Here is a 25,919-nt window from a genome sequence, read left to right on the forward strand (position 1 = left end):
TTCTCCACAGGCTGGGGGCGCAGCAGGATCAGGCGCGCAGGGCGGGATCAGTGCGCAGGCGGGCGAAGGTGCAGAACAGACCCAGGGCCTGCAGCGCGGCGCAGACGGTGATGACGTGGCCCAGCGCGTCGGGCGGGGTGAGCGCGGTGAGCACGCCGACGACGGGGAAGGGCAGCAGGAGGAGGAGGATCGTCGCCGACAGGGTGCTGCCGAACTTCTCCGGAGGGATCAGACGGGAGCGCAGGGTGCGCAGGACGACCGTCATGCCGCCTTCGCCCGCCATGAGGACCGCGACCAAGACGAGGTAGGACCGGTAGTCGGGGGCCTGGGCAGCTGCGAGACAGCCGAGCGAGGAGATGGCGGCGCAGGCGGCGCCAACCGGCCACAGGCCGAGGCGGTCGAGCGCGAACCGGCAGAGCGTGACGCTGAGGAGCGTCGCTGCGGCAGCGGCGGACCAGACCAGGCCGACAGCGGTGGTGGACTGCCCGAAATGCTTGACGACAATCACGGGTCCGGCCGCTTGGAGAAGGCCGGTGGCCAGGTTGGACAAGGTCAGCCCGGTCACGAGCCAGCCGAGCGCGGGCAGCGAGCGGATGGTGCGCCACCCGGTGAGCAGTCCGGCGCCGGACTGCCCCTTCGGCAAACGGGCCGGCGCCACGGGCGAGGGCGGGGTGCGCAGGGCGAGCAGCGCGGCAAGCAGCGAGAGCATGGTGATCACCGCGAGCATCGACGGCGGCCCGGCAAGCAAGAGCACTCCGGCGAGCGCCGGACCGGCCAGGGTCGCCGTCTGGTCGATGCCGAGCAGGACAGCCTGGACACGGTGGGCCCGCCGTCCTGCTCGGCGTCCGGCGGCGGCACCCGCGGTCTCGGCCGCGATATAGCTGAACTCGGTGAGCACGCCGGTCGTCGCCGCCAGCACCATCAGGGTCGCGCTCGCCATGGTGCCGGACGGGTGGAGATGGAGCAGGACCGCGCCGGCGGCGAGAGCCAGCGCCCTCCCCAGGGAGGCCAGGGGGAATACCACCGCGGCACCGCGCCGGTCAACGACCGATCCGGCCCACCCAAACGCAGCAAGCCGCGGGACCCACTCCAGGGCGAAGGCGGCGCCCGTCAGCGCGGCGGATCGCGTCGTGGCCAGGACGAGCAGCGGGATGCCGTAGGTGGACATCGCGAAGGCCAACGCGTCCGCCGTGCGCGGCAGATAGATGCTGCGCATCAGCCCGCCCGTGTTGCGTGCGTGCCGGGGTGTGACCGCTGCGTTCACGCGACCGGCTCAGGCTCAGACACCCTGGCCACCTGGGGGTTGTCTGCCAGCCACTGGATCAGGAGCGTGCGGGGACGAGCCAGCCCCGCCTCGGCTCCGTCGCCGATCAGCGGGGAGGGAACATCGGCTCGCTCGGCGGTGAGCGATGGTGCCAACAGGTCGAGGACGTGCCGGATACGGCTGCTGAACTCGCAGACGGGGGCCGGGACGGCGTGACGCCGGGCCCAGCGGGCCATCACGTCGTACAGATCTGCCAACTCCATCCCGGCGTCGGTCAGTTCCAGACCGGCGCCGGGCGCGACCCGGACGAGACCGTGGGCGCGGGCCGTGTCCGAAGCGCTCCGCAATTGGTGCGTGGAGAGGTCGGGCAGGACGCCGGGCAGCCGTCGCGGCGGTATGGCGCCGTTGTCGTCGATCTCGGTGACCAGGCGGACCAGGGGGCGCGAGGCGAGCAGTTTGACAGCGCGGTGCACTTCGGCAGAGCTGTAGAGGGTGCTCATCGGCGCGGGCCTCCCGCCGGGATGGCTGCCTTCGGGCGGGCGATCGTGGCGTGCGAGAAGAGATCGCGGTTGTGCCACGCCGGAGAGGACTGGGCCGTCCGAGCGCGTGGGAGCGCCGCGGGGGCCGGTCGTGACTGGCTGCTGACCCACGGCCTCTGCGCGGGCTTCGCCTGCGGGTTCCCCCAGACCGGGTGTTGGGACGCCTGGTCGAGGGGCTGCCCGGCGGACCATGCGGACAGGGTGCCGAGAACGGGGCTCAGGCCGTCGCCTGCTGCGGAAAGCCGGTAGGGCCGGCCGGTGCCCTTGGTGTCGACGAGGCCGTCGGCGACCAGCTGCCGCAGCGGCGGGTAGATGTTGGTCCAGTCGCTGCTGGGCATCACGATCCGGGCCAGGGCCCGCCCGCTGACCTCCTGGCGGGACTTGAGCACCCACAGGATGGCGGCGGCGTGACGCCGGGTGAGCAGGGTGAGGCTGTCCTCGATCTGCTCGATCGCGGGCAGCGGGCGGTCCGCCTTCTCCAGGTGTTCCTCGGCCCAGGTGACGATCATCGGCAGGACCGGCAGCAGGGCAACACCACGGTTGGTGTGGCCATAGGTCACGTGCCGTGAGGTGTGTTCAGTGCGTTCGACGAGTCCGGCGTCGCACAGCGCCTTGAGCTTGGGGTGGAGCTGGCCGTTCTGCAGCCAGGACACCTTGGCCGCCAGCTCGCTGTAGCGCAGCGGCGGGCCGGAGAGGGCCAGGAGGATCCTCACGTTCCAGCGCGGGGTGATCATGGCCAGGGCCTCGGTGACCCGGGCGATGTCGGCGTCGGTGTCAGGGGGCAGAGCGGTGATGGCCAAGGGAGGAACTCCTGGGTGAACGAAAGGGGGATGGCCTGCGGGTCAGCGGCTGTGCGCCGGGCTCTGCGCCGCAAGAGGCGGAGCTGGAGCAGGCGGCGAGGGAGTCGGCGGGGCCGGCGTCGGGGCCGGGATGCGGGCCAGGCTTTGCAGGACGGCGGCGACCGATTTGGCCTGGACCTCGCGGACGGCGACGGCTTCGGCGAGGCGGCGTGCACCGTCGAGGAGGTGGGAGACCTCGTGCGGGCCGATCTGCCGGGACGGCTCGGCCCGGATGCCGGCCGTCCACGCTCGGGGTGGATGAGCCGGGCGAGGTGGTCGCGGTGGAAGTCGATGCTGCGCTCGGCGAGGGCGAGATCGTCGTGCATGCCGAGCAGGGCGGAGAGCATGCCGGGCGGCTGGGCGTGGGCGTGGGCTTCGAGGTCGGCGAGCGGTGCGCCGTACAGGTCCTCGATCCGTCCGGCTATGTCGGTGGACGTGGGGTGGGGCAATCGAGGGCTTTCACGGTCGGCGGGCCCGGGCCGCCCCGGCACGCGGGGGTGCCGGGGCAGCGGACGGGGGCAGGGTTGCGGTGGCGCTGAGCGGTGCCGTGCGGACGGGCCGGGCCTGCTGCGCAGGCGGGGGCATGGTGCGCAGCAGCTCGCCGAGGGCGGCGCGGTAGCCGTCGCGGGCCTCCAGTGCCGCGTCCAGCCACTGCGCGTCGAAGCGGAGCCTGTCGGCCGACAGTTCGCTCATGTCGCGGTCGGGATCCATGTCGGCGTATACGCGGTCGCGGACACGGGCGACCTGCTCCTCGGTGAGCGCCAGGAAGGACCGCAGCTCCAGGGCACGGGCGAACGCGGGCGAGGCATCGTGGCCGGCAGCCGCCTCGTACAGCTCGGGTACCGGCTTCCCGAAGACCTTCTGCAGGTCGCCGTCCATGGTGCTGGCCTTGTCCCGGCTCATCGGGCGGCCCTCGTCGACCGCCACGCCGTCGCCGGTGCGGCTGTACTCGCAGGCCGGTTGGGGGCGCTGGTCTGCACCGCTGGCCCGGTGCGGGGCCGAAGACGGGCGAGGCGCTCTGCGGCGAGGTCCTTCTTCCCTGGGGCGTCCGGGTCGAGGAGCCATCGCACGACCAGGGCCCGGCCGTCGCGGGCCGTGACGGCCGCGTTCACCCGGTGAGCGAGGCCCATCGTCGGGTCGTCGACCTCGTTGGGCTGGGTATGCAGTGCAGCGAGGAGGTCGTCCTCCGCGCGCTCCAGCACGGACTGGGCCTCAACGAGAAGGCCGTGCCACTTGACGACGTCGGTGGCGTCAGGGTTCGCGGTCGGCGCGGCGGCGACCGCGGCCTTCAACTGGTCCATGCTCATGTCGAAGCGCGCTTCGATCCGTTCGGTGAGCACGCCCACGACATCCGCAGAATCCTCGGACATGCCGTCGGACAAGGGGGATCTCCTGTTCTGGATAGGCCGATGCGTAGGGAATGTGAGGGGCCCCGTGCTGGGCGATCAGCCGCTTGCCGGGACGTGCTGAAGTCCGGTCAGTCCAGGCACATACGGACGTCGCGGTACACGTACGTGCCGGAGACCCAGCCCTTCACGCCGGTCGTCTTGTCCGTGATGTAGACCCAGTTGCCGCTCTTCTTGGAGACGGTGAACTTGTGGCTCTTGTAGAGCACGCCGAGCGCCGTGGACTTCGAGCTGGCCTTGGACCGGATGGTCACGGACTTGGCGTGCACTGCGCACGGCAGCGGCGGGAGGGACGAGCAGTTGCTCGCGGGGAGAGCGGAGGCGGTGGTCGGTGCCGCGTTGGCGGTGGTGGCGGACAGCACCGGCAGAGCGAGTGCGCCGAGCATCGTGGCGGATATGGCAATTCGGGTGGAGCGCATGCGGAAGAAACCTCCGTGAAGGCGTGGGGAATGTAGAGGAGGGCGCCGCGGGGTTGTCCCGGCGGCTGAATAAGAGTCCGGAGAATCGCCGGTTTGGCTAACCGGCGATCGTCGGCTATGTTGCGCCGCCCGCGTCAGGCTGAGAGCTCAGCGCGAACGGCCGGGCGGGCGCGGAGCAGGGGCCTTCGCCACACCGGCCAGGCGGCTGGCGGCGGCTGCCGGGCGGACCGGCGGGAGAGGGCCGGCCTCGCCGATGAGCCGGTCGTCGCACCACTGCAGGGCCTCGCCCACCGTGTCGAAGCCGCCCTCGCGCAGGGTGTGCGTCCAGGTGTCGGTGTCGACCTCTTCGACCACAACGCGGAACGGCGACGGGGCGCGTTCGTCCAGGGCACGCAGTGCCACGACGACGACCATGTCGTCCGGGTCGTCGCTGGTGTGGGAGTAGCCCATGGCGTAGTGGTCGCCGTCGCCGGCGAGGCGTCGCTCCAGTGCTCGCGTGGCCTCGTCAGCCGGCGGCGGGCCCAGCTCGGGGTCGAGGCCGATGGCATCGTGCGGGCAGCCGCGGTGGATGAGCCAGGACTGCGCCATCGCGGGCAGCGGCAGCGGGGCCTTCTCGAAGCTGAACGTCCGCTTCTCGTGGTCCCGTTGCAGATGCACGGCGAGCACCTGGGGCATGCCGGGGTGTCCCCAGGTCGCGGTGCGGTCGAACAGGACGTAGTAGCTGTGCGGCCCGTCGTGGTGTTGGGCGAGTGGGACGAGCATGTCCTCGTGGACGCCGACCTTGCGGTAGAAGTCGAGGTATTTCTCCTCGTCGGCGTCGAGGTCGTCGAGATCGAAGTCGACTTGGGGGATGGGCTTCCGGACCGGCGCCGGTTCGGTGGGAGACAACAAGGGGCCTTTCGGTGGAGTTCAGGGCTCTTCCGGCGTCGGTGAGCGCGACCGGCTGGCCGGCGTGTACGGGGTGGCCGGTGTCCCGGGCGACCAGGCCGGCGTCCTCCAGCCGCCGTAGCTTGGTGTGGGGGATGCGGGTGTCGGAGGCGGCTGTGACGGACATCCGGCCGGTCAGCAGGTGTTCGTAGAGCTTGGCGCCGCCGGCGATGGCGAGCAGCCCCGCCTGGTCGTCCGTCGAGAGCTGCTGCGCGACAGACGCTGCTGCGGCTTCGATGGGCTCCAGGACGGCGAGCACATCCCGGGCAGCGGCGTCCCGCGCGTCGGCAGCCTCTTCCAACTGGTCCACGGTGCGGTCGATACGCGTGAACAGAGCGCCGTCGACGTCGAACTCGCCGCTGGACAGGCGGTTGAGGAGGCGCAGATGGAAGATGACGCCAGTCTGGGTCTTGGCCAGCTTCCGGTGCCGGTCCACCAGTTGGGCGTGCTGCTCGTCGAGGACGCCGCGGTCGCGGTAGGCCCACAGGGTGTCGATGTCGTGCCCAGTGGCGGCTTCGAGGCGATGGTCGAGCGGGGAGACCGCACGCCGGGAGGGTGACGGCGCGGGTTCAGGGGGCATAGGCGACGCTCCGTGCGTTCAGCGGGTGGGATGGTGCGCGGGGTTCGGTGCGGGACGGGGCAGACCCGGTGGCGCAGTGGGTGGCGGACCGGGCCGGGTCACGGGCCCGCGGGTGGCCAATTGCGGGGAACGGGAGCGTGCCGCGTGAGTGCGGGCGCTCAGCGGCCGGCGAGTCATGCCCAGACGGCGGCCGACCTCGTCGTAGACGTCGTTGCCCGCGCGCGGCCGGATCGCGACGACGTGGATCTCCTTGTGGTGGGCGGACTCCGCGGGCGCCGGGCGGACGGCGTAGACGACGCGCCAGTCCTTGCGGGAGTCCACGAACAGCTTTCGACAGCCCTCCAGGTCACCGTCGAGGCGCAGCCCGAAGCGCTGCGCGTTCACGACTTCCTGCAGGTAGGCAAGGGTGAGGTCGCGTATGTCGCTGGGGGCCTGGAGGAGATCGGTCAGCGCGCGTGGATCGAAGCTCAGTCCGAAGGCGGGCTGTCCCTGCCCCGCGGTCATGACGCCGGCTCGTCCTGGTCAGCGGCTTCCGCCGTGGCCGCCGTCTCCGTCCGTACGGACGGCGGCGGACCGGGCAGGAGACGGTGTGCGGGCCGGTCGGGAGAGGTCATACAGGCCGACAGCGGGCCGCCCGGTGCGCGGATCGCCGCGACGGCGTGGGTGAGGAAGTCCCGGTGCCACACGAACAGACCGGAGAGCCCGGCTTCGGGGTCCTTGTGCTGCTGGTAGGCGAGCCACAAGGCATGGAGCCAGGCCACGACGTCGTCGTGCTCCTGCCACTGCAGGCACCAGGGCGCCGCGGTGGTAACCTCCGCCCCGTAGACCGGGAGGAAGAAGTCGTCGACCCAGTCGGACAGGGCGTCGAGTTCGTCCTCGCGTTCCTCTCCGTCCAGTTCCAGGATCGGGCGGGGCTCCGGTGGAGCGGCGGCCGGCGGGCCGCCGAGTCCCGGCATGCCGAACGCGGCGAACGGTGATCCACTCGGCGACGGGGCGGACGCGAGGTGGTCGAGCTGCTGAGCCTGTTGCGCCGACTGCTCCATGAGCCGCCGCACGCTCGCCTCGATTCCCTCCAGCTGTGGATCCGGAATACGAATCGGCTCCAACTCTCCATCGTCGGCAGGTTTTGCGGATTCGGACATTGAGAAGTTCGGCCTCCTACGAGACGCGGAATGAGGGAAGTGCGGGGGCGCCCTTGCGCGGCGCCGCCGGCGGATTGCACGTTCCTCCGGGCGGTATTTCGCCTACGGCTGCGCGTGGGAGCTGGTCGCCTTGGCGACGGGCAAGGACGCGGCTCAGGCGGTGAGAACCACGCCGTCCTGCGTGAGGGTTGCGCGGATCGTCTCGGTGAGCCGGTCGGCTGCGATCGACGCGTAGTGCTCGGTCTTCTCCACGCCGATGAAGTCCCGGCCTTCCAGCAGGGCGGCCACGCCCGTGGAGCCGGAGCCGGCGCAGAAGTCGAGGACCGTGCCGCCCTCGGGGCTGATCTTGACCAGCTCCCGCATCACCTCGACCGGCTTCTGCGTGATGTGCTGGCGCTTCGCGCCAGAGGGCTGCGAAGCCGAGTACATGCCAGGCAGATAGACGGGATTGCGGGAGCCGTCGATCGGCCCCTTGCTGGCCCAGACGATGAACTCGCAGTTCTGGGTGAACCGGCCCTTCTGGGGCCTGGCCTGCGGCTTGTGCCAGGCCAGGACACCGCGCCACAGCCATCCGGCCGCCTGGATCGCGTCCGTCGTCGTCGGGAGCTGGCGCCAGTCGGTGAACAGCAGGGCCGTCCCGCCGGTCTTGGTAAGGCGGTGGGCTTCGGTCATGATCTGCGTCAGCCAGAACGAGTAGGACCGCTGGTCCATGTTCTCGCCGGTGAAGTCGGCGAGGTCGTTCTTGGCGTCGGCGGAGGTGTACTTCTGCTTCGCGGAGCGCGTGGTGCGCTCCTTCGCGGTCCGGCCTCCGCTGTTGTACGGCGGGTCGGTGATGACGGAGTCGACGCAGCCGTCCGGAAGGCCGGAGAGAACGGCCAGAGCGTCGCCCTGGTGAAGGGAAAAAGGCAAAGAGGAACCCCGATTCAGGTTGCGGAAACGCGGAGGGAAATAGCCGCCTCGCGCAGGAGTCCTCGCGGGCCGGAAGTGGGCATGCAGAAACCCAGGGCCGCAGACCGAGGAGGGCGAGGGGGAGTCCAAAAACTGTAGAGGCGAAACCGCCGACGACCAAGAAGTGCCCTGCCGAGGTATCGGTTTCCGGCACCTCACGCCGACTTTTTGGTCAACCGCCGATCCGCGCCTACTGTTTTTGAACCGCCCGGCCCACGCCGCCGCTGGCCACTCCCCTGCCACACCTCACGGAGGTACCCCTTGCCCCGGCACACCTAGCTCACGGCCCGGCCACGCGGAGCGAGCGGCAACTCGCCCCGCACCGGCCCGTCCCGATCGCCCACCCCGGCTGCCGCGCCCTTCCGAGACGCCTCGCGCACGCGGTATGCCGGACACCACACCCCCAAGGACACGTTCATGACGTCTCGCTACCCACCCATGCCCGAAACCGCTGACCGGCGAGCGGTCCGCTCGGATTGAAGGGGCTCGCCGCCGGCATCGGCGTCGTCTTCCTCTCCCCGATCCTGATCGCCGGCACCGGCATGATGCTGGCCTCCTCGGCCGACGCCGTGCAGAGCAGCGGCTCCTTCAGCAGCTGCCTGAGCGACATCGACAGCGACAAGGTCGCCGAACAGGTCACCAAGATCCTCGACGGCGCCTCCGGCAAGGACGTGCACGTCGAGGGCCTGGACCTGCCCGCCGAGCAGGTCCCCAACGCCCAGACGATCGTGGCCGCCGGCCTCTCCCTCGACGTCCCCAAGAAGGGACAGATCATCGCGCTCGCCACGGCGATGCAGGAGAGCCGACTGCGCAACCTCGCCTACGGCGACCGCGACTCCCTCGGCCTCTTCCAGCAGCGCCCTTCCCAGGGCTGGGGCAGCGCCGAGCAGATCCGCGACCCCACCTACGCGAGCGAGCAGTTCTACAAGCACTTGCTCAAAGTGAGCGGGTGGCAGCAGATGACCGTCACCCAGGCCGCCCAAGCCGTGCAGAAGTCCGGCCTGCCAGACGCCTACGCGCAGTGGGAGAAGCTCGCCACCGCGCTGCAGGGCGCCATCGCCAAGAGCTTCCCCGGCGGCGGTGACGCGGACGGCAAGGACACGGACCAGGACAAGCAGTCGGCCACGACCGGCTGCGCGCCGGACCAGGACGGTTCCGGGTTCGGCCGCATCCCCGAGGGGAGCGTCCCGAAGGGTTACTCGATCCCCAAGGACGCCGATCCGAAGGCGCGCAAGGCCATCACCTGGGCGATGCAGCAGCTCGGGACGCTCTACCAGTGGGGCGGCTCCTGCACGAACTCGCATGGTCCTGACCCCATGGGCCGCTGCGACTGCAGCTCGCTGATGCAGCAGGCGTACGCCCACGCCGGAATCACGCTCACCCGCACGACGTACACGCAGGTCAACGAAGGCAAGGCGATCTCGCCCGCTCATCTCAAGCCCGGTGACCTGATCTTCAGCCGCGGCACCGCCGCCCGGCCCGAGCACGTCGGCATGTACATGGGCGAGGGCCTCGTGATCGAGGCGCCGCGCACCACCAAGCCGGTCCGGATCACCCCGATCAAGGACTGGACGATTCTCGCCGCCCGCCGCGTCCTCTGACGCCGCCCCCGCCCGGCATCGCCCCGGGCGCCCTGGCCCCACGGCCACTTCCGCGCCCTTCGCGCGCCCCCCTCCGCTTTCGCCTTCCCCGCCGGCCCCCGCTGGGCCCGCGTATGCAAGGAGCCCCACCACCCCTATGTCCGTCCCCCTCGCAGACCGCGTCATCCAGCTCGCCTATGACCCAGGAATTTCGCCCAAGGGCGGTGGCCTGCCCGGCCTGAGCGTGCTGAAGAACGTCGTCAACTCGATCAACATGTTCGGCATCATCGCCGTCGTTGGCGCCCTCGCCGTCTCGCTCGGCGTCTGGGCCTGGGGCCACCACACCGGTGGCCACCAGGCTGAGGCCAATGGGAAGAAGGGCGCCGTGGTCGCCGCCGGCGCCGCCCTCGGTCTGGGCGCCGCGAACGGCATCGTGGCCTTCTTCTCCGGCCTGGGCTCGCAGGTCCACTGATGCGGAAACGATCCCCGTCCCTCGCACTGTCCTCGTACGGCTCGGGGTGGTCGGCCAACCGGCGCATCGCGATCGTCGCCGCCGCCGTCGCCGTCCTGCTCGCCATCGCCGGGGTCGTCGCCCTGCTGACCGGAGGCGGGAATAGCCACCAGGCTCCGGGCGCCGTGGCGCCTGCCCCAACCGGCAGCCCGTCCTCCTCCGAGGCCGCCCCGAAGCCTTCCTCCGGATCCGGGTCGGTGCCCAAGCCGCCGCAGATCTCCGAGCCGGTCGCCTACGCCAAGGCAGCAGCCCAGATGCTGTGGTCCTACGACACCCGTGACACCAGCCGCAACCAGCAGCTCGCCGGCATGCGCGCCTGGATGACCGCCGAGACCAAGTACACCGACTGGGCCTCGGTCTCCGGCCAGGTTCCTGACCCGGTGCTGTGGTCACGGATGGCCGACCAGGACCAGCACGCCACCGCCCACGTCACCGAGGGCCACTACCCCGGCGCGTTCAAGCAGGCCCTGGCCGAGGACCCGTCCGCGATCACCGAGGCGTACATCTACGTCGTCACCGTCAACGGCAAGCAGACGCTCAGTTGGAAGAAGGGCGGCGGAGGGGCCGAGGAACGGGCCGTGACCCTCGCCGTCCAGTGCCGCCCGAACCACGACTGCACCCTGGCCGCCATCGCTCCGAGCGTCACGCAGTGACCCGCGCCTGAGACACGAAAGGAGGAGTAACTCCCCGTGGGCTTCTGTGATTACCCTCTGGCCGACAAGTTGTGCACGGTCGGCGACGCGGTGGATTTCGCCTCGGACCCCGGCAAGGCCATCGGTGACTGGATGGCGAAGTCCGCCGGTGAACTGGCCGCCGCCGCAGCCGACCTGGCCGCCGAGGCGGTCGACACCACCACGAAGGTGGATCTGAACGCCGGATGGTTCCGTGACAACTACGAGATGCTGCTGCCACTGGGCCTGGTCCTGCTGGTCGCCACGTTCTGCGCACAGCTGGTCCGGGCCGCCATCCGGCGCGACGGGCAAGCGCTGACACAAGCGTTCACCGGCACCATGAGCGGCGTCCTGTTCGCCTTCTGCGCCATCGCCCTGACCACGGTGGCCGTCGAAGTCGTCGACGCCGTCAGCGACGGCCTGTTCAAGACCGCGCACCTGAACATCGAGTCAGCCGTGCGCCGTATCGTGAAGGTCAACCAGATCGGATCGCTGTCCGGACTCGGCTGGCTCGTCCCGGTCGTCGTCGGGCTCGGCGCCGCCATCGGCGCCTTCCTCTACTGGTGCGTGATGATGGTCCGCAAGGTCGGCATCCTCGTCATGGTCACCCTCGCCGTCTTCGCGTCCGCCGGCGGCGGCTGGGAAGTCGCCCGGCGCTGGCGCAAGGGCTGGATCGAAGCCACCGCCACCCTCGTGGTCTCGAAGCTGCTGATGACCGTGATCTTCGTGCTCGGCATCGCTGCCATGGGCAAGACCGAGGCCGAGGACGGCATCGCCGCCCTCGCCGACGTCATGTCCGGCATCGTCATCATGATCCTGGTGCTGCTGTGCCCGTACGCGGTCTTCAAGTTCGTGCACTGGGCGGCCGACGGGACCGACGGGGAGTCCATCCACCGTGCCGGCGGCGCCGGTGCGCAGATCGCGAAGGCTCACGCCGAGAAGGCCGCCCGCAAGGCCGCCGCTGCTGCGGCCACCGCCGGAACCGGTGGCGCTGCCGCCGGCGCGGGTGCCGCACCGCAGGGCCCCGACGGCGGCGGGTTCCCCGGCGACATCGCTGCCAACCCGACCGGCGGAGGCGGCGAGGGCAAGGAGGGATCGCAGAGCGGCGGAACGGGTTCCTCGCCCGGCGGCGACGCGGTCAAGTCCGGCTTGGAGAAGGCCGTCCAGCCCGCGCCGACGAGCGTGTCCGACGACACCAGTGGCCAGGTGGGCGGCAGCCAGGGGCCTGGCGGATCCGGTGCGAGTAGCGCGTCTGGGCAGAGCGGCGGATGGCAGTCCACCCCGCCGCCGCAGGGGGCACCGCCGTCCTCCGGCATGCAGAACGCCCCGTCCAGCGGGGCGAGCGGGCCCCCGCCGCCTCCGACCGGCCTCTGATTCCCTGACCGACTCCCGGGGGCGGGACGTGCACGCGCCCTCCCGCCCTCGGGTTCCACCCGCGCCTCCAGGACCCGCCCCTTGACTGATCTTTCCGTCGCCCCGGTCACGGTGAAGTTCCCGCACCGGAGCCGCCGCGGCATCCTCCTCGGCCTCTCCCTGCCTCAACTCGTCCTCGTCTCCTGCACGCTGGCCCTGCTGCTGATGACGGTGATCTCCACCGGGCTTCTCGGCGCCGTCGCCCTGGCACCGCTGTGGGCGGCATCCGGGGCACTCGTCGCGATCCGCCGGCACGGCCGCTCCCTGATCGACTGGGCGCCGATCGTCACCCGGTATGCACACCGTCGCCACACCGGCCAGACCCTCTGGCTTGCCCGGCCCGTCACCCGGCCCCGGCAGGACGGCGTCCTCCATCTGCCCGGCACCGTCGCCTCCCTGAAGGTGGTCACCCCCGGCGACTCCGCCAACGGCGCCGCAGCCGTCCACGACCCGCATCAACAGACGCTGACCGCCATCGCCCGCGTCACCAGCCGCGCCTTCGCTCTCCTCGACCCCGCCACCCAGAACCACAACGTGAGCAGCTGGGGACGCGCGCTCGCGGGCATCGCCCGCACCGGGCACATCGCCACCGTGCAGGTGCTGGAACGCACCGTCCCCGACTCGGGCGACACCCTCACCCGCCACTGGACCCACAACGGGCAGCCCCAGACCCCCGTCGCCGGACAGATCTACTCGGAGCTGGTCTCCTCTGCCGGCCCTGCCGCCGCCCCGCACGAGACCTACCTCGCCATCTCCCTCAACCTCAAGGCCGCCCGGCGCCTGATCAGCCAGGCCGGCGGAGGGCTGCCCGGGGCGTTCACCGTCATGGAGCAGACCACCGCGTCCATCGCGCAGGCCGCCCGCAACGCAGGTCTCCAGGTCACCGGCTGGCTGAGCGCGCGGGAGATCGCCGCCGTCATTCGCACCGCCTACGACCCGAAGGCCCTCGCCGCACTCCAGCAGTGGTCCGAGACCGGCCGCGCCGAGGCCGACCCCGCAGCTGCCGGGCCCGTCGTCCAGTTCGAGGAGTACGACCGCCTCGCCACCGACAGCGCGCGGCACGCGACGTACTGGGTGGAGAACTGGCCGAGGACCGAGATGGGGGCCGGGTTCCTGCACGGGCTGATGTTCACGGCCGGCGTGCGCCGCAGCCTCTCCCTTATCTACGTGCCGCAGGGGCTCGAGTCCGCACTGCGGGACGTCCAGCGCAAGAAGGCCGCGATCATCGCCGACGCCAACGAGCGCGCCCGCCGCGGACAGGTCGATTCCGAAGAGGACTCCGTCGAGTACGCCGACGTCAAAACCCGCGAACGCCAGCTCATCGCCGGGCACGCGGACGTCGCACTGACCGGCCTGGTCACCGTCACCGCCGAGACCGACGCCCTCCTGGACGCCGCCTGCGCACAGATCGAGACCCACGCCGTCGCCTCCGGCGTCGACCTTCGTCGGCTCAACTACCAGCAGCCCGACGCCTTCGCCCTCACCGCGCTGCCGCTCGCCCGCACCGCCCTGTGAACCAGCCGCGCCCGTGCGCACCCCTGACCCACCGCACTCCGGATCACCCGCGACGGGACGCCCCTCACTGCCCTGCCTACCGGCAGGAAGGACCACCACCTTTGACCTCTCCTACGCGCCCCGCCGACGCGCACCCCTACCTCCGCGCCGCGAACGCCGGCATCCGCCACCACGCACGGGCCTTGGCGCCGTCGGACGCGGACCCGCCCAAGCCCGGAGATCGTCTGCACCTTGACGTGCTGCACGCCCACCTCACCGCTCTGCTCCAGCTTCTGGACCGGCTCGCTGACCACACCCGGCCCCCGCACCCAGTCGCCGGACGTCACCTGGCCACCGCCCACACCAGGCTCTGGCAGGCCACCAGCGAAGTCCACGCCGCCTTCCACCTGCTGCCCGGCACACCCCAGGCGGACGCCGAGACAAGCGCCTGCCATCCAGAGCGGCTCCCCGAGGGCCCGCCCGTGCTGACGATCTGCCAACGCCACCTCGCCGCCGGACACGTAGTCCGCCGCAAAACCACCCCCACCGACCTCCGCCCGCACACCACGGCCTGCGTGCGATGAGCACCACCCGCAGAATCGAGGGCCCCCGATGAGCCACCGGCCCGCCCGTCGCGCCCGCCGCGCGTCCGCCAGCCCGCTGTTCACCCCCCACGGCACCGCCCGCGCCAGCCGCAAGGCCGCCCGCCGCCAGCTCGCCGAGGCCACCGCCAAAGCCCGCGCCGAAGCCAGCGCCCACCAGAGCGAAAGCACGCCCGCCGAGCACCAGATGCCCGCCCCGCTCTACCCATCGAGCGGACGCCCCGGGCCCGCCTCCTCTCGCGGGAACCGGCTGAAGCTGCCCGCCCACCGCATGACCACCGCGGTCGCGGCCGGCGCCTATCCCTTCCTCGCCGAAGGCGGACTCGGCGCCGAGGGCATCTACATCGGCCGCGACGTCCACGCCGAAGCATCATTCGTCTTCGACCCGTTCGCTCTGTATGGCAAAGTCGAGGGATTCACCAACCCCAACCTTTTGCTCGCCGGCGTGATCGGCCAGGGCAAGAGCGCCCTCGCCAAGTCCTTCGCGCTGCGTTCGGTCGCCTTCGGATACCGCGTCTACGTCCCGTGCGACCCGAAGGGCGAGTGGACTCCGGTGGCAGAAGCCCTCGGCGGCCGGTCCGTCGCCCTCGGTCCCGGACTGCCGGGTCGCCTGAACCCCCTGGACGCGGCCCCGCGCCCGGAGAGCGTGTCCAAGGCCGACTGGGTCGGCGAGATCCGCAAACGACGCCTGCTCCTGCTCGGCTCCCTTGCCCGCACCGTCCTGGGCCGGGACCTGATGCCCATGGAGCACACCGCCCTGGACGTCGCCCTCGACGCCGTCGTCACCCGCGCCGCCGACACGCACCGCACCCCGCTCCTCGGCGACGTCGCCGCCACCCTCAACAGCCCAAGCGCGCTCGACGAAGCCGCCGGGATGATGTCGGGCCAACTCGGCGACGCCGCCCGCGACCTGGCCCATGCCATGCGGCGCCTGGTCCACGGCGACCTGGCCGGCATGTTCGACGCCCCCTCCACCGTGAGCTTCGACCCGAACGCGCCGATGCTCACCATCGACCTGTCCCGCCTCGGCGGCAGCGGTGACGACACCGCCCTCGTCCTCGCGATGACCTGCGCGAGCGCCTGGATGGAGTCCGCCCTCTCCGACCCGAACGGCGGACGGCGCTGGATCGTGTACGACGAGGCATGGAGGCTGATGCGGCACGTCGGCCTGCTCCAGCGGATGCAGGCCCAGTGGAAGCTCAGCCGCGGCCTCGGGATTGCCAACCTCATGGTGATCCACCGGCTGTCCGACCTGCTCACCGCCGGCGACGCCGGATCACAAGGCCGAGCCCTGGCCGAGGGACTCCTCGCTGACTGCAGCACCCGGATCATCTACCGCCAGGAGAACGACCAGCTCCACGCCGCGGCCTCCCTGCTCGGCCTGACCTCCGTCGAGATGGACGCCATCGCGCACCTCAACCGAGGGCGCGGCCTGTGGAAAGTCGCAGGTCGGAGCTTCATTGTTCAGCACCTCCTGCACAGCCACGAACTGGCGCTCTTCGACACCGACGCCCGTATGCACTGAAGCCGATCCACCCACATCCCAAGGAATGCTCTGCACCGCCCCGCTCATTTCAGCGACGCCGACTGGGCCGAATACCAGCAGTGCCAGGCCGAGCACGACGACCTCATGGCGCAAGTCGCCGATCGTGAAGCCCAGCTGGAACACGACCTGATCGCCGCCTACGACGAGTACGAACTCGACTCCAGTCCGGTTCCGAAGCCAGAAGCCGGCCTCGCTCGCCGAACGACTCCGTCGCACCCATCGGCGTCTCGCAGGAGAATTCGTGGCCGCTGACGAGGCGAACGCTACGGACGCCCGCGAGGCTCTGATCGCGCCACTTCCCGACCACCGCGACGTGAACATGCCGTGGTGGCAGGAGCTGTGGCGTCGCCACGTGCACATCACCACGCCGCTGCGAGCGCGCGGTCTGCCATGCGACATCGAGTTCGGCCTCAGCGCCTACATCGTGCGCGTCTCGCTCCCCGACGACAGCTACCTGATCATCAGTCCGCCGCAGGAACCGCCCTCCGACCACCCGCCCGGGGACCCCGAGGGCTGGATCGCGACCCGCGAGCACCCCGACGACCAGACGCTGTTCGAGGTCCTTTACGACTCCGCCCCCTCCGACACCCCCGGGGCTCGCCAGCGGCCCGAAGCCCGCCACGGCGGCAGCGCCCAACCCCTGATCGAGGCGATCGACCTCCGCCTCGCCCAGCTCGGACTGCTACCGCACCCCGCTCTGCCTCACGAGAGCCCCCACGTGCACCCGGCCCAACCGACACCCCCGCCCCCGTCCCGGGACATCCCCGGCACACCAGACCGCGGCCCCGCCTACGTCTACGGCGACGCGCTGCGCGATCTGACCGACCGGCTCAACAGAGCCGAGTCGCACGCGGATGTCGCTGCCCTTTTGCATCAGATTTTGGAACCCACGGACGGCCTGCTGGCACAGCTCGGCGAGTTCTTCGAAGCAGCCGGCGAGAAAGCCGAGGAGGACGACGGCTTCGACCTCTCCTACGACCTCGCCGACGCCGCTGCCTCGGAGAGGTCCTGCACGTGGCCGAGGACCGGATGCGGGCGCTCACCCCCCTAGCGCCCGCACCGCGGCTGCCCTGCACCCCGGCTCGTGCACCGTCCCTTCCGCCGCGAGCCCTCCCGTCAGCTCCGCCGCGGCACACGCGCTGACGCCGCACCGCCTACGGGGACAACGGTCGCGCACTTCGCGTCCACGGCGTGGTCCAGCAGCTCACGGCCAAGGGCATCGGTGTGAACCTCCGCCACTCGGCGCCCACCACCCACCACCGTCTTCGCTGGCGCCGCCAAGCTACACGGACGCCTACGCCCTCAAGACCACCGACGGCGGCGCGCTGATCCTCTTCTCCCACACGCACACCCAGACCGACGCCGTCGCGCGCGCCCCGGCCTGCAGATCAACCCCGGCAACGACGACCGGGCCTGGCTCCACGACGTGCCCCGCACCTCCATCCGCTACACGTTCGTGTGCAACGACGCCGCCACCGTCCCCGCGAAGGCCGAACCCTCCCGCCTGATCGGCTACACCTGCGCGCGTACCGACGCCTCCGGCCCTCCAGTCCCGTCCTGGTCCGACCGCGCGTAGACGCACCCGCACGCCACCGTGACGGCCGTCGAACATCCCCCGCACCCCGCTCGCTCCGGAGAATCCCCTGTCCACACGCTCCTTCATCGCCCGCCCCACCCGCGGTACGGGATACACGGGCATCCACGTCCAGCTCGACGGCGTACCCAGCCACCACCTCCCCTTGCTCCTGGCCGCCTACCGGTACAAGTTCGGGCGCAACATCGAGGCCATGTCCCGGCACCTCATCGACGACGTCGCCGTCGGCTGGGACGAACTCGGCACCGATCTCCTCGACGACGCCCCGCCCGCACTCGTGAACGCGCTGACCGGCGGCGAGCACTGGCCCAGCCGAACCCTCGACCACCTGATCACCCCGGACGGCTCACCCCCGGTCCGTATGTCGGTCACCGACACGACTGTCGACGAACAGGACATGCAGTGGGGGTACGTCCTGCATAGGGAGGGCGTCGAGGTGATCAGTCTCCTGGACGAGCACATCGGCCCGATCGTGAGCTGGTCCACCGACCCGCGCACCGCCTTCAACGACCACCCGGCGGCCTGGTCATCCCTCGACTCCCCGCCCGCCATCCGGGCATCCCGCGGCGAGCGCCCCCTGAGCGCTCCTACCGTAGCCCCGGCGAAGGCCGGCACCCCGCGCCCCACCGCCCGCCGCTAGTTCCCCCTCGTCTTCCCGGAGCCTTCCCTGCCCCCGCCCAGCACGCCCCTGATCACCGTCGTCATCGCCAGCCGCCTGCGCGAAGACCGGCTGGACTACCTGGCCGCCATGCACGCCAGCCTCACCCGGCAGTCCGTGCCGTGGGAGGCCGTGATCGCGCTCGACGGTGCATCGCCCGACCGCCTGCCGACCCCGCTCACGCAGGACCCGCGCGTTCGCACGCTGGCGCTGTCCCGTCCAGTCGGCGCCGCCTGCGCCAGGAACCTGGCCCTCGCTCACGTACGCACCCCGTACACCAACTGGGCAGACGACGATGACCTGTTCACCGACGACGCGATGGCCGTACGGCTGAACACCCTGGAATCCACCCAGGTCGGCTGGTGTGCCGGCTGGAGCGAGGATCAGCACCCCGACGGCTCGACCACCCTGTGGCGCTGCCCCACGCCGCCCGGCCGGCACGAGGCCGGTGACGTGTGGACGTACTGGAAGTCACCGACGGACACCATCCCCATCGGGCCGACCACGATCCTCGCCCGTACCGACCTCGTGCGCGCCGCGCCGATGGGCGGCCTCGTCCAGGGCGAGGACTACTGCGCGGCCGTCGGCGTCACCGCTCTCGCCCCCGGCGTCCTGCTGCCAGTGCCCGTGTACAGGTACCGCAAGTGGAACGGGCAAATGACAGCCCAGGCCGGATACGACCAGCTGGAGGCAGCGGCCCGTGAGCACGCCTGGGCGTACGGCCGCAGCCTGCGCGCCGTCCTGCGCGGTGGCGAGGACCTGGTCCATGGCTGAGGCGCAGATCATCCTGTCGCACAGCCGGGACTCCGGGATCGTCGCCATCGCCTCGGGCGAGCGTTACTCCTGGGCGCATACCGCCCTCGCGGAGAGCGGCTTCCAGCGGGATGACGACGGTGTCTGGCGCCTGCCCGCGGACGGCACCCAGACCACCGTCGTCGACCTGGTCACGTGCGCGAAGCAGCACCGCACCAGCGTGCACACGAGCAGCCGCCGGTTCATCGGCGACGCCGCCCGCGACCTCGCGCGCCTCCTGCCCGGCCAGTGGCACGCCTCGGTCGAGATCTACTCGCACCCCGCCTGGCAGGAAGACCTGGTCCCCTGGATCTGGGACAGCGGCGAACTCGGCCCCGCCGTCCAGAGCGACAGGATCCCCTACGCCGCGCTCCTCACCGACATGGTGCAGGGCACCACGCTGCTGTTCATCGAGCGTCCCGGCCGTCAACTCGACTACCTGGTAGGGGCCTTCTCTCCCGAGGGGCTCGAAGGGGGCTACGGCGATCCCCACGCCCCGCGCAGCATCGTCCTACCGCCGTTCCCCGGGCGGGCTGCCCAGGCCCTTACCGACCGGTACCTCCCAACCTACGAGCAGGCCGTCCACGCCCGCCAGACGGCGGCCATCGCCGCCGTGCTCGGAGACATTCGCTCCGAGCACGACACCTGGCAGGCCATGAACGCTTCCGGCCGCTACAGCGACGCCACCCCACTGAGCGCCGCCGCCCTCGGCGCCGCGACTGAGTTGTTCCTCGACCACGCCTGGCGCCGTTTCCTGACCGTCGTCGACCACGCCCCGCCGCTGCTCGACCGGTGCCGACCCGCGAGCAGCCCGTGGCCCGACGACGCCGCAGTCCTTTCCCGTCTGGCCGACGCCGTGACCGATGCCGATGGCCTGGTCGACGAGATCGTCCATGGCTGTTCCGTGCCGGAGCTGGAGCGCCGAGCACGCGCGTGGTCGGCCATCGAGACGTGGCTCACCGACGGCCAAAAGTTCTTGCGTCAGGCCCGCATCAGCGCACCCCACCGCCGCCCGGCCCTGCCCGTCACCGCGCCAGCCCGCCCCCTCACCGCGGCCCGGCCCGCGCGCCGTGGCCCCTGACCCTTCCGTCCCACGCCCCGAGGAGAACCCCGCCCCCTTGCGACCCGGCACCCACTTCGCCTTCGGCGACCACGAGGAACACGGCTTCGTGGCCTCCTTCACCTCCTCCCTGCCCGCACACCTCGCCCACTGGTACCTGGAGCGCGAGCAGTTCGAGCCCGTTCCCGGAGCACCCGGCCTTTACCGGCTCAGCGAGCCCGAGCGCGACGGAGTCCGCCGCACCCGCCAAGCCGTCCACGACCTGCGCCGCCACGGCTACACCGTGCAGGCCGACATCCGCCTCGACCCGTCCCTCTCGGCCGGCCCGCCACGCCCCGCCCGACCCAACGGACTCCAGGAGCGCCGCAGCCGTCTCGCCCAGGCCGCCGCCGGCCGGACGACGCAGCGCTCCGGACCGCCCACCACCTCCCCGCCGGCGGCCCGGCCGATCCCGCCGAAGCCCACCTACGCTCCGACCGTCCATTTGACGGCCGCGACCGGCGGGCGGTCTCGATGACACCCGCGAGCAGTCCGGCCCCCGACGGGCACTTGCCGACAGCTCCCGAACTGGCCAACGGGGCACGTGACTTCCGCTTGCGGATGGCGGTCATCGACTGCGAGACCGAGGCCGCGCTCGACCTGACACGCGACCACTACGGCCGTACCGTCCACGCGGGCGCCGCGGTCCCGTTGGACGGCTGACCAGCCCCGGCCTGCTGCTCCTGTTCGTCTCGCTGACCGGCATCGGGTTCGCGATCGGGGCCATGAATGTGTGGTCGATCGCCATAGCCGAGGACCACGAACAGGACATGCTCTCGGGCATCATCCCCGCCGCGTTCTCCACCGGCAGCCTCCTGGGCGGCCTCGTCTACGGGCGCCGCACCTGGAGTCGGACCACCGCCGACCGGCTGATCATCGCCAGCGCTGCGTTCCTCGCCGGTTGGCTCCCACCCGTAACCCTGCCCGCGCCGTTCGCGGCCACCGCCGCCATCGCAGTGCCCGGTGCGTTCCTGACCGTCGTGGTCGCTTGCGCCTACGTGACCACCGATGCCCTCGCCCCTGCGGGCCGGACCAGCGAGGCGTATGCGTGGCTGATCCTCTCGATCGGCGTCGGACAGTCCGCGGGTACCGCCCTGGCCGGACGCCTCGCCGAGCAGCCGCTCACCAGCGCTGTGCTCCCCGCCGCCGGCGCGGCCTTCGCTCTCGCGGTCCTTCTCGCCGCGCGCCGACAGCTCCGCCCCGCCGGACACCGGCCGCGCGGCCGACACCGCCCACTCCGAGGCCGGCACAAGACGCCCTGATCTGGGCGCACCCCCACCTTCCAACCCCTTTTGAGGAGAACGAATTATGGCCGTGCGTACGCACTGGACCGTGGAGCACGCCTGCTCCCACAGCGTGGATCATGACCTGTCCAATCGCCCTGCCGACAAGCGGGCAGGCTTTGCCCGTTGGCTCGCGTCGAAGGACTGCACCAACTGCTGGAAGGCGGCGCGCGACGCCGACGCCGAGTCCAAGGACGAGTGGCTCGCGACCAAGCGTGCCGAGGAGCAGGAGGCAGCCGTCGCGTGGGCCAAGCAGTTCGACATGCCGCAGCTGGAGGGCCCGGAGAAGGCCCTGAATTGGGGCGAGCGCTCCCGCCACCAACTGATGACGGCCGCGCACACCGCGCTCGTCGTCGAGGGCACTTGGGACGAGGCGGACTGGGCGGAGCTGGAAGAGAAGGCCCGCTCCATCACCCGTGCCGGATGGTGGATCGACCAGCGCGACGCCGACGGCACTGACCTGCTCGAACTCCTCGACGCGGCCAGTGAGGCGGACCGCGGGACGGAGAACCCCTTCCGCTGACGCCGGGGCAACATAGCCGGGAAACGCCGGTTAGCCAAACCGGCGTTCCTCCGGACTATTGATGCTCCCACCCCGCCAGCAACCGCGCGGAAGGAACTCATGTCCCAGCCCCCGCCCACCTCGGCCTTCGCACCGACGCCCGACCCGCTCACCCCCGACCGGGACATCACCCACGCCCACTTCCAGGCCGGTGACACCGTCGTCGTCCTGAAGGGGGTGGCCGACGGAGAACTGTGGGGCGACGCGATGCGCGTCGTTGCCCCTTCCTGGCACACCCCGACCGACGAGGACGGGTGGCGTCTGCGGGATGCGACCGGCGGCGCCCAGTCCTACGTCACCGCCCATCCCCGCTACCTCGTGCACCTCCCACGCCGCTGCCCTGACTGCCTGATCTATCTACGGGCCATGGAGAACACCCTCCTCGCACGGTTCGCCGACCGCGACGAGCTGATCGACTGCGGCTGGTACACCACCACCGCCCTGGGCCAGCTCGTGCACATCGCCGACATCCGGAGCGGCCGGTGATCCCCCGCCTGCACGAGCGGACCCACCGGCCCCACGACCCGCTCGAAGAGGCGCTGGGGCGGCCGGTCTCACCGAACGAGGGCCTAACGGAGCACACGATCGTCGCCCACTGGCCCGGCCTGGATTACTTCACCCTGGACGACGAGCAGAGGATCTGGACGTCCGTCCAGTGGGCCGAGCACCTCGAAGACCCCTACCTGGAGCATCCGTTCGCCGCCAGCCCCGACGACGACCGGCGGGCGATCCTCCACCTAGACATCCGCCTTCACCCGAAGGACCGGGAACTGACCGGACCGGAGTGGGCCGAGGTCGCTCAACGGCTCGCGCGGGCCGTCGGCATCGAGATCCCCGGCAAGGAACATGGCTGCCGATGGATCGCTGTCCAGGCCCAGCCAGGGCGCCTCGATCTGATCGCCAACCTAATCCATGTCGACGGCGCGTGGCACGCTCCCCCCGCGGACAAACTGCGGCGCCTGGCACAGGAGGCGCGTCGCATCGAACAGGACCTCCACCTGATCCCTGTCCGATCCGACCCCCCTTCGCGGCCTGCCGTCCGCGCGGCGCTCACGGCGTCGGCCCAGCTCGCGACCATCCTCAGGCAGCTCGCCGACGAACAGGCCGGCCCTCTGGCCGCGGTACGCGGACTCGTCGAGCACACCTCGCACCGGATCGCCCGCCAGCCGGGAGCAGCCGGCACCGATACGGCACACCGCCTGGAGCTGATTGCCCGCCGCCTCTACGCCATCCAGCAGGACCTGGACACCACCGCAAACCGCCTGGTCCAGCCCCGCGCCGTCCCGGCCCCGGACGCCGTCCGGCACAACGCCCACCGATCGCCGTAGGAGAAACGTCTCCTTGCCCCGCACCGACCGCTTCCTGGACATCCGCCGCGACCCGCACTCCGACGAACTCCTTGCCCGCGGCGGCGACTCCGAGGCACACAGCATCCTCCAGCGCGCGGGCTTCGTCGCCGTCGTCCGAGTCCATGAGACGTACCACCGCGCCCCGACCGGCCTAGCAGAGGACGACGAGTCCCGTCTCGCCACCGACGCCGTGGCCCGCCTGCGGGCGGCCGGATACCACGTCGACTGCGACGCGGACTTCGACACCGACTCGCGTCCGGCCAGCTACCTGCCGCTGGGATCCTCCGTTGCCCACGTCGCCGAGCGCCTTCGCGAGGCCGCCACTACGGACGAGGCGGCCGATGCGCTGACTGAACTGACCGCCGCCCACGACGGCGTCCTCGCCGCGCTCGAGGAAGTCCTCACCGCCACCGCCGACTTCCACGACGGGCTCGGCCAGGCGGCCGACCCCTACATCGCGCGGCGGCTGCGCTACCTCGCCGACGAGCACCTTCGCGTCATCCGTACCGACCTCTCCGAGACCCGCAACCAGCTCGCCGACCGGCATGCCCCGCACCCCGGCCGCAGCACCTGCACCGGGGAAGTCCCGTCAACCGCGCAAGAGCGCTCTGCCGCGTGCGCCTGCCCGCCACCGCCGCGCACCCTCCCGGCCCCGCCGCCCCCGATGGCCGCCGGACTGCGCCGCTGACTCCCACCTCGCCCAAGGACACCATGCACGACCACCACACCTCCGAGCGCCTCGCCTCGTACGCCGACGTTCTCGCCGGCGAACTCCCCGACAGTTGGACCAGCTCCCACCTGCCGGCCGACGCCAAGGACGACCTCGCCGAACTCGCCAACCGCATCTGGGACCTGGACCTGGTCGCCGCCTCTCTCGCCGAGCACCCCCTGCAGCAGGCCGCCGTCCTGAGCCGACAGGACGGTGCGCAGCTCGTCCTTCTGGACCGGCACGACGAGCGCGACGGCTTCCTCATCGCCGCCGTCGCCCCGCACGCCCTGCCCGACGAGGCGTTCCGCGGCGTTCCCGAGCCCAACGGCATCGCCCTGGCCGATGACCCGTTCCTGAGCGCCGAGCAGGTCACCGGCGACCTGCTCGCCCGATACGACAGCGCCCTCGCCCAGGTCCGCCACAACGCCCTGGGCGGCATCCAGCCCTCCCAGCCGGACCGGGTCGTCCTGACCTGGCAGCCGGACGGCAGCGTCGCCACTGCCCCCGCCGACGACCGCGCCAGCGCTGTCCTCATGGCCCACGGCTTCGTCCAGGACCCGCAGAGTGGCATCTACCGCCTGAGTGGCGACGACACCCAGGCCCAGGCCCGCGCCCTGCGCGAGATCGGTCCGCGCCTCGACGCGCTCGGCATCGGCACCGCTCTGCAGCATCCCGCAGGCCGGACCGCGCCCACCGCCGCCGCCGCTTCCATCCCGCCCGTCCCTGCCGCTCCCCGTACGCCGGCCACCCGGTCTCGGTGAAGCAGACGGAGCCCGACTTCTGGGTGCTGGAGTACGTCACCATCACCAAGGACCCGCGAACTGACCTGGTCGTGGCCATCGGCGGCACCGACCAGGCCGCGGACATTCTCCAGCGAACCGGCGGCTTCCTCTCCGCTCCCGGACCGCGCGGTGACTATCACCGGCTTCCGCACGGCCTGCCCGTCGAGCAGCAGCGCCGGAAGGCGACCGCAGCCTCGCACGCTCTGCTCGCCGCCGGTCACAGCGTCCACCTCGACCCCACGCTGAACATGCTGGTCGCACCGGACGGTGAACGTGAGGCCGCCCTGCGCTACCTGGCGGGGCTCGCTGAGCGAGCCGCAGCCGCCACAACCAGCAGCGAGGTGGCCGAGGTCCTGACCGAGGTCGCTGCCCCCGTCCACGGGCTGCTGCCCCTCGCCAGAGAGGTCGTCGTCCGCGCCTGGATCGCCGCCAGCGACTTCCAAGGGGCCGCGCCCGCCGCGGAACCCGATCCCATCGCACGACTCGGAAGCATTGCCACCTCCGTGAGCGAGGCCGCGCGCGCCATCCTCCACGCCCGCAACCACGCCGCGCGCCCTGCGCAGCGGCCGGCCACCGCCTCACCACCGCCGAGCCGCGCCCAGCCTGCGGAATCCCGCCGCCGCTGACCCCGGAGAACCACATGGCCAACCTGGCCGACGAATACGGCACGGACGTCGAGATCTACATCAAGGCCCTGACGACCACCATCCACGCCGACACCCCAACGGGCGCCCCCGCCCAGCTCCACGACCTGCTGGAACACCTCGGCCTGGAACGCCACGCATACCCCACGGACGCGCCGCTCTACATCTGGCACACCGTGCCCGAACACCTCGACGCCGACGAGCAGAAGCGGCTGGCAACCCGTGCCATCCCCGTCCTGCTCCTGGCCGGGTACGAGGTCAACTGCACGCCCGAAGTCTTCGACGAATCCGCCTACCGGCAGGCCGTGCATGACCTGCGCACCCGAGCGGGCCGCCCTGCCGTGCGGCAACAGGCATCGATCGGCTCCCCCTCGCCTGCAGCTCCGGCCCGCCGCACCCCGTAAGACGCCTGGGCGGTCCCGGCACCGCGCCGGGACCGCCCGCCTCACCACCCGAGACCCGGAGATACCCGTAGCAATCCGCACACCCCCACCGATCAGCAACCGGCTCAAGCCCCGACTCGCCACGGCCCTCTTCCGCCGCTATCTGCGCGCCTGTATTCCGAC

The 25,919-nt window shown here is 71.3% G+C and carries 31 protein-coding genes and 3 pseudogenes; 22 read left to right on the forward strand and 12 right to left on the reverse strand.

From position 1 onward, the window contains the following. Window positions 1-28: 28 nt before the first annotated feature. The 12 genes and pseudogenes from OG841_RS12550 to OG841_RS12605 form a co-directional block, all read right to left on the reverse strand. Window positions 29-1,264 (reverse strand): MFS transporter, encoded by a 1,236-nt coding sequence (locus OG841_RS12550; protein ID WP_371565184.1) that lies wholly within the window; start codon window positions 1,262-1,264, stop codon window positions 29-31. Continuing rightward, the gene (locus tag OG841_RS12555; RefSeq protein ID WP_371565188.1) at window positions 1,261-1,764 is read right to left on the reverse strand and encodes a regulator; all 504 of its coding nucleotides are present in this window, start codon (window positions 1,762-1,764) and stop codon (window positions 1,261-1,263) included. Before OG841_RS12555 ends, OG841_RS12550 begins: the two co-directional genes overlap by 4 nt. Then, entirely contained in the window at window positions 1,761-2,603 is an 843-nt protein-coding gene (locus OG841_RS12560) for a winged helix-turn-helix transcriptional regulator (protein ID WP_371565193.1), read from the reverse strand. Before OG841_RS12560 ends, OG841_RS12555 begins: the two co-directional genes overlap by 4 nt. Window positions 2,604-2,645: 42 nt before the next feature. Next, a pseudogene (locus OG841_RS12565) lies at window positions 2,646-3,091 on the reverse strand (hypothetical protein). Between the two features lie 10 nt (window positions 3,092-3,101). Next, on the reverse strand, window positions 3,102-3,545 hold the full coding sequence (locus OG841_RS12570; RefSeq protein ID WP_371565196.1) for a hypothetical protein: 444 nt from the start codon (window positions 3,543-3,545) through the stop codon (window positions 3,102-3,104). Beyond that, window positions 3,542-4,024 carry a hypothetical protein gene (locus tag OG841_RS12575; RefSeq protein ID WP_371565202.1) on the reverse strand — a complete coding sequence of 161 codons (483 nt, stop codon included), beginning with the start codon at window positions 4,022-4,024 and terminating at the stop codon, window positions 3,542-3,544. Before OG841_RS12575 ends, OG841_RS12570 begins: the two co-directional genes overlap by 4 nt. Before the next feature lie 95 nt (window positions 4,025-4,119). Beyond that, entirely contained in the window at window positions 4,120-4,467 is a 348-nt protein-coding gene (locus OG841_RS12580; RefSeq protein ID WP_371565206.1) for an SH3 domain-containing protein, read from the reverse strand. Window positions 4,468-4,614: 147 nt separating this feature from the next. Beyond that, complete coding sequence (locus OG841_RS12585) at window positions 4,615-5,358, reverse strand: hypothetical protein (protein ID WP_371565209.1); 744 nt, start codon at window positions 5,356-5,358, stop codon at window positions 4,615-4,617. Window positions 5,359-5,376: 18 nt separating this feature from the next. Then, window positions 5,377-5,974 (reverse strand): annotated as a pseudogene (locus tag OG841_RS12590) (hypothetical protein); the annotation flags it as partial. A gap of 18 nt (window positions 5,975-5,992) precedes the next feature. Further along, entirely contained in the window at window positions 5,993-6,478 is a 486-nt protein-coding gene (locus tag OG841_RS12595; RefSeq protein ID WP_371565211.1) for a hypothetical protein, read from the reverse strand. Next, window positions 6,475-7,017, reverse strand: a complete 543-nt coding sequence (locus OG841_RS12600; protein WP_371570672.1) for a DUF4913 domain-containing protein — start codon at window positions 7,015-7,017, stop codon at window positions 6,475-6,477. Before OG841_RS12600 ends, OG841_RS12595 begins: the two co-directional genes overlap by 4 nt. A 252-nt stretch (window positions 7,018-7,269) precedes the next feature. After that, window positions 7,270-8,025 (reverse strand): DNA-methyltransferase, encoded by a 756-nt coding sequence (locus OG841_RS12605; RefSeq protein ID WP_371565213.1) that lies wholly within the window; start codon window positions 8,023-8,025, stop codon window positions 7,270-7,272. A gap of 515 nt (window positions 8,026-8,540) precedes the next feature. Between OG841_RS12605 and OG841_RS12610 the strand changes: the two genes are divergently transcribed. From OG841_RS12610 to OG841_RS12715, 22 genes and pseudogenes are all read left to right on the forward strand, one after another. Beyond that, a complete protein-coding gene (locus OG841_RS12610) occupies window positions 8,541-9,665 on the forward strand; it encodes a C40 family peptidase (protein WP_371565215.1) in 1,125 nt (374 codons plus the stop codon). A gap of 136 nt (window positions 9,666-9,801) precedes the next feature. Beyond that, entirely contained in the window at window positions 9,802-10,116 is a 315-nt protein-coding gene (locus tag OG841_RS12615) for a DUF6112 family protein (protein WP_011031268.1), read from the forward strand. After that, a complete protein-coding gene (locus tag OG841_RS12620) occupies window positions 10,116-10,808 on the forward strand; it encodes a hypothetical protein (RefSeq protein ID WP_371565219.1) in 693 nt (230 codons plus the stop codon). The genes OG841_RS12615 and OG841_RS12620 overlap by 1 nt, the downstream gene beginning before the upstream one ends. Window positions 10,809-10,844: 36 nt before the next feature. Then, entirely contained in the window at window positions 10,845-12,200 is a 1,356-nt protein-coding gene (locus tag OG841_RS12625; RefSeq protein WP_371565220.1) for an SCO6881 family protein, read from the forward strand. Window positions 12,201-12,281: 81 nt separating this feature from the next. Then, window positions 12,282-13,754 (forward strand): SCO6880 family protein, encoded by a 1,473-nt coding sequence (locus OG841_RS12630; protein ID WP_371565221.1) that lies wholly within the window; start codon window positions 12,282-12,284, stop codon window positions 13,752-13,754. 101 nt (window positions 13,755-13,855) lie between these two features. Beyond that, the gene (locus tag OG841_RS12635) at window positions 13,856-14,317 is read left to right on the forward strand and encodes a DUF6238 family protein (protein WP_371565222.1); all 462 of its coding nucleotides are present in this window, start codon (window positions 13,856-13,858) and stop codon (window positions 14,315-14,317) included. Between the two features lie 28 nt (window positions 14,318-14,345). Beyond that, entirely contained in the window at window positions 14,346-15,860 is a 1,515-nt protein-coding gene (locus tag OG841_RS12640) for a VirB4 family type IV secretion system protein (RefSeq protein ID WP_371565223.1), read from the forward strand. Window positions 15,861-16,122: 262 nt separating this feature from the next. Then, window positions 16,123-17,024: pseudogene (locus tag OG841_RS12645) on the forward strand (hypothetical protein). Between the two features lie 283 nt (window positions 17,025-17,307). After that, complete coding sequence (locus OG841_RS12650; RefSeq protein ID WP_371565224.1) at window positions 17,308-17,457, forward strand: hypothetical protein; 150 nt, start codon at window positions 17,308-17,310, stop codon at window positions 17,455-17,457. 163 nt (window positions 17,458-17,620) lie between these two features. After that, complete coding sequence (locus OG841_RS12655; RefSeq protein ID WP_371565225.1) at window positions 17,621-18,115, forward strand: hypothetical protein; 495 nt, start codon at window positions 17,621-17,623, stop codon at window positions 18,113-18,115. A gap of 48 nt (window positions 18,116-18,163) precedes the next feature. Continuing rightward, window positions 18,164-18,907: a glycosyltransferase family 2 protein gene (locus tag OG841_RS12660; protein ID WP_371570675.1), complete on the forward strand. Its 744-nt coding sequence runs from the start codon at window positions 18,164-18,166 to the stop codon at window positions 18,905-18,907. Next, the gene (locus OG841_RS12665) at window positions 18,900-20,006 is read left to right on the forward strand and encodes a hypothetical protein (RefSeq protein WP_371565226.1); all 1,107 of its coding nucleotides are present in this window, start codon (window positions 18,900-18,902) and stop codon (window positions 20,004-20,006) included. The genes OG841_RS12660 and OG841_RS12665 overlap by 8 nt, the downstream gene beginning before the upstream one ends. A gap of 37 nt (window positions 20,007-20,043) precedes the next feature. After that, entirely contained in the window at window positions 20,044-20,502 is a 459-nt protein-coding gene (locus tag OG841_RS12670; protein ID WP_371565227.1) for a hypothetical protein, read from the forward strand. Continuing rightward, window positions 20,499-20,687, forward strand: a complete 189-nt coding sequence (locus tag OG841_RS12675; protein WP_371565228.1) for a hypothetical protein — start codon at window positions 20,499-20,501, stop codon at window positions 20,685-20,687. The genes OG841_RS12670 and OG841_RS12675 overlap by 4 nt, the downstream gene beginning before the upstream one ends. A 62-nt stretch (window positions 20,688-20,749) precedes the next feature. Next, the gene (locus tag OG841_RS12680) at window positions 20,750-21,286 is read left to right on the forward strand and encodes a hypothetical protein (RefSeq protein ID WP_371565230.1); all 537 of its coding nucleotides are present in this window, start codon (window positions 20,750-20,752) and stop codon (window positions 21,284-21,286) included. A 46-nt stretch (window positions 21,287-21,332) separates the two neighbouring features. Further along, window positions 21,333-21,830, forward strand: a complete 498-nt coding sequence (locus tag OG841_RS12685) for a hypothetical protein (protein ID WP_371565232.1) — start codon at window positions 21,333-21,335, stop codon at window positions 21,828-21,830. 99 nt (window positions 21,831-21,929) lie between these two features. Next, window positions 21,930-22,355 carry a hypothetical protein gene (locus tag OG841_RS12690; protein WP_371565234.1) on the forward strand — a complete coding sequence of 142 codons (426 nt, stop codon included), beginning with the start codon at window positions 21,930-21,932 and terminating at the stop codon, window positions 22,353-22,355. Further along, window positions 22,352-23,197, forward strand: coding sequence for a relaxase/mobilization nuclease (locus tag OG841_RS12695; protein WP_371565236.1), 846 nt, complete (start codon window positions 22,352-22,354; stop codon window positions 23,195-23,197). The genes OG841_RS12690 and OG841_RS12695 overlap by 4 nt, the downstream gene beginning before the upstream one ends. 13 nt (window positions 23,198-23,210) lie before the next feature. Next, complete coding sequence (locus tag OG841_RS12700; RefSeq protein WP_371565238.1) at window positions 23,211-23,906, forward strand: hypothetical protein; 696 nt, start codon at window positions 23,211-23,213, stop codon at window positions 23,904-23,906. Between the two features lie 23 nt (window positions 23,907-23,929). Continuing rightward, the gene (locus OG841_RS12705; RefSeq protein WP_371565240.1) at window positions 23,930-24,688 is read left to right on the forward strand and encodes a hypothetical protein; all 759 of its coding nucleotides are present in this window, start codon (window positions 23,930-23,932) and stop codon (window positions 24,686-24,688) included. Further along, on the forward strand, window positions 24,685-25,335 hold the full coding sequence (locus OG841_RS12710; protein WP_334450421.1) for a hypothetical protein: 651 nt from the start codon (window positions 24,685-24,687) through the stop codon (window positions 25,333-25,335). The genes OG841_RS12705 and OG841_RS12710 overlap by 4 nt, the downstream gene beginning before the upstream one ends. A gap of 14 nt (window positions 25,336-25,349) precedes the next feature. Continuing rightward, entirely contained in the window at window positions 25,350-25,757 is a 408-nt protein-coding gene (locus OG841_RS12715; RefSeq protein ID WP_371565243.1) for a hypothetical protein, read from the forward strand. The last annotated feature ends 162 nt before the right edge of the window (window positions 25,758-25,919 follow it).

The sequence above is a fragment of the Streptomyces canus genome (genome assembly GCF_041435015.1).
GTDB lineage: Bacteria > Actinomycetota > Actinomycetes > Streptomycetales > Streptomycetaceae > Streptomyces > Streptomyces canus_G.

Excerpts from the sequence above, each read along its gene's own strand:
- OG841_RS12690 (WP_371565234.1), top strand. The coding sequence starts at position 21,930 with ATGTCCCAGCCCCCGCCCACCTCGGCCTTCGCACCGACGCCCGACCCG.
- OG841_RS12620 (WP_371565219.1), top strand. The coding sequence starts at position 10,116 with ATGCGGAAACGATCCCCGTCCCTCGCACTGTCCTCGTACGGCTCGGGG.
- OG841_RS12595 (WP_371565211.1), bottom strand. The coding sequence starts at position 6,478 with ATGACCGCGGGGCAGGGACAGCCCGCCTTCGGACTGAGCTTCGATCCA.
- OG841_RS12685 (WP_371565232.1), top strand. The coding sequence starts at position 21,333 with ATGGCCGTGCGTACGCACTGGACCGTGGAGCACGCCTGCTCCCACAGC.
- OG841_RS12675 (WP_371565228.1), top strand. The coding sequence starts at position 20,499 with ATGACACCCGCGAGCAGTCCGGCCCCCGACGGGCACTTGCCGACAGCT.
- OG841_RS12570 (WP_371565196.1), bottom strand. The coding sequence starts at position 3,545 with ATGAGCCGGGACAAGGCCAGCACCATGGACGGCGACCTGCAGAAGGTC.
- OG841_RS12615 (WP_011031268.1), top strand. The coding sequence starts at position 9,802 with ATGTCCGTCCCCCTCGCAGACCGCGTCATCCAGCTCGCCTATGACCCA.
- OG841_RS12555 (WP_371565188.1), bottom strand. The coding sequence starts at position 1,764 with ATGAGCACCCTCTACAGCTCTGCCGAAGTGCACCGCGCTGTCAAACTG.
- OG841_RS12680 (WP_371565230.1), top strand. The coding sequence starts at position 20,750 with ATGAATGTGTGGTCGATCGCCATAGCCGAGGACCACGAACAGGACATG.
- OG841_RS12600 (WP_371570672.1), bottom strand. The coding sequence starts at position 7,017 with ATGGAGCAGTCGGCGCAACAGGCTCAGCAGCTCGACCACCTCGCGTCC.
- OG841_RS12665 (WP_371565226.1), top strand. The coding sequence starts at position 18,900 with ATGGCTGAGGCGCAGATCATCCTGTCGCACAGCCGGGACTCCGGGATC.
- OG841_RS12715 (WP_371565243.1), top strand. The coding sequence starts at position 25,350 with ATGGCCAACCTGGCCGACGAATACGGCACGGACGTCGAGATCTACATC.
- OG841_RS12640 (WP_371565223.1), top strand. The coding sequence starts at position 14,346 with ATGAGCCACCGGCCCGCCCGTCGCGCCCGCCGCGCGTCCGCCAGCCCG.
- OG841_RS12580 (WP_371565206.1), bottom strand. The coding sequence starts at position 4,467 with ATGCGCTCCACCCGAATTGCCATATCCGCCACGATGCTCGGCGCACTC.
- OG841_RS12705 (WP_371565240.1), top strand. The coding sequence starts at position 23,930 with ATGCACGACCACCACACCTCCGAGCGCCTCGCCTCGTACGCCGACGTT.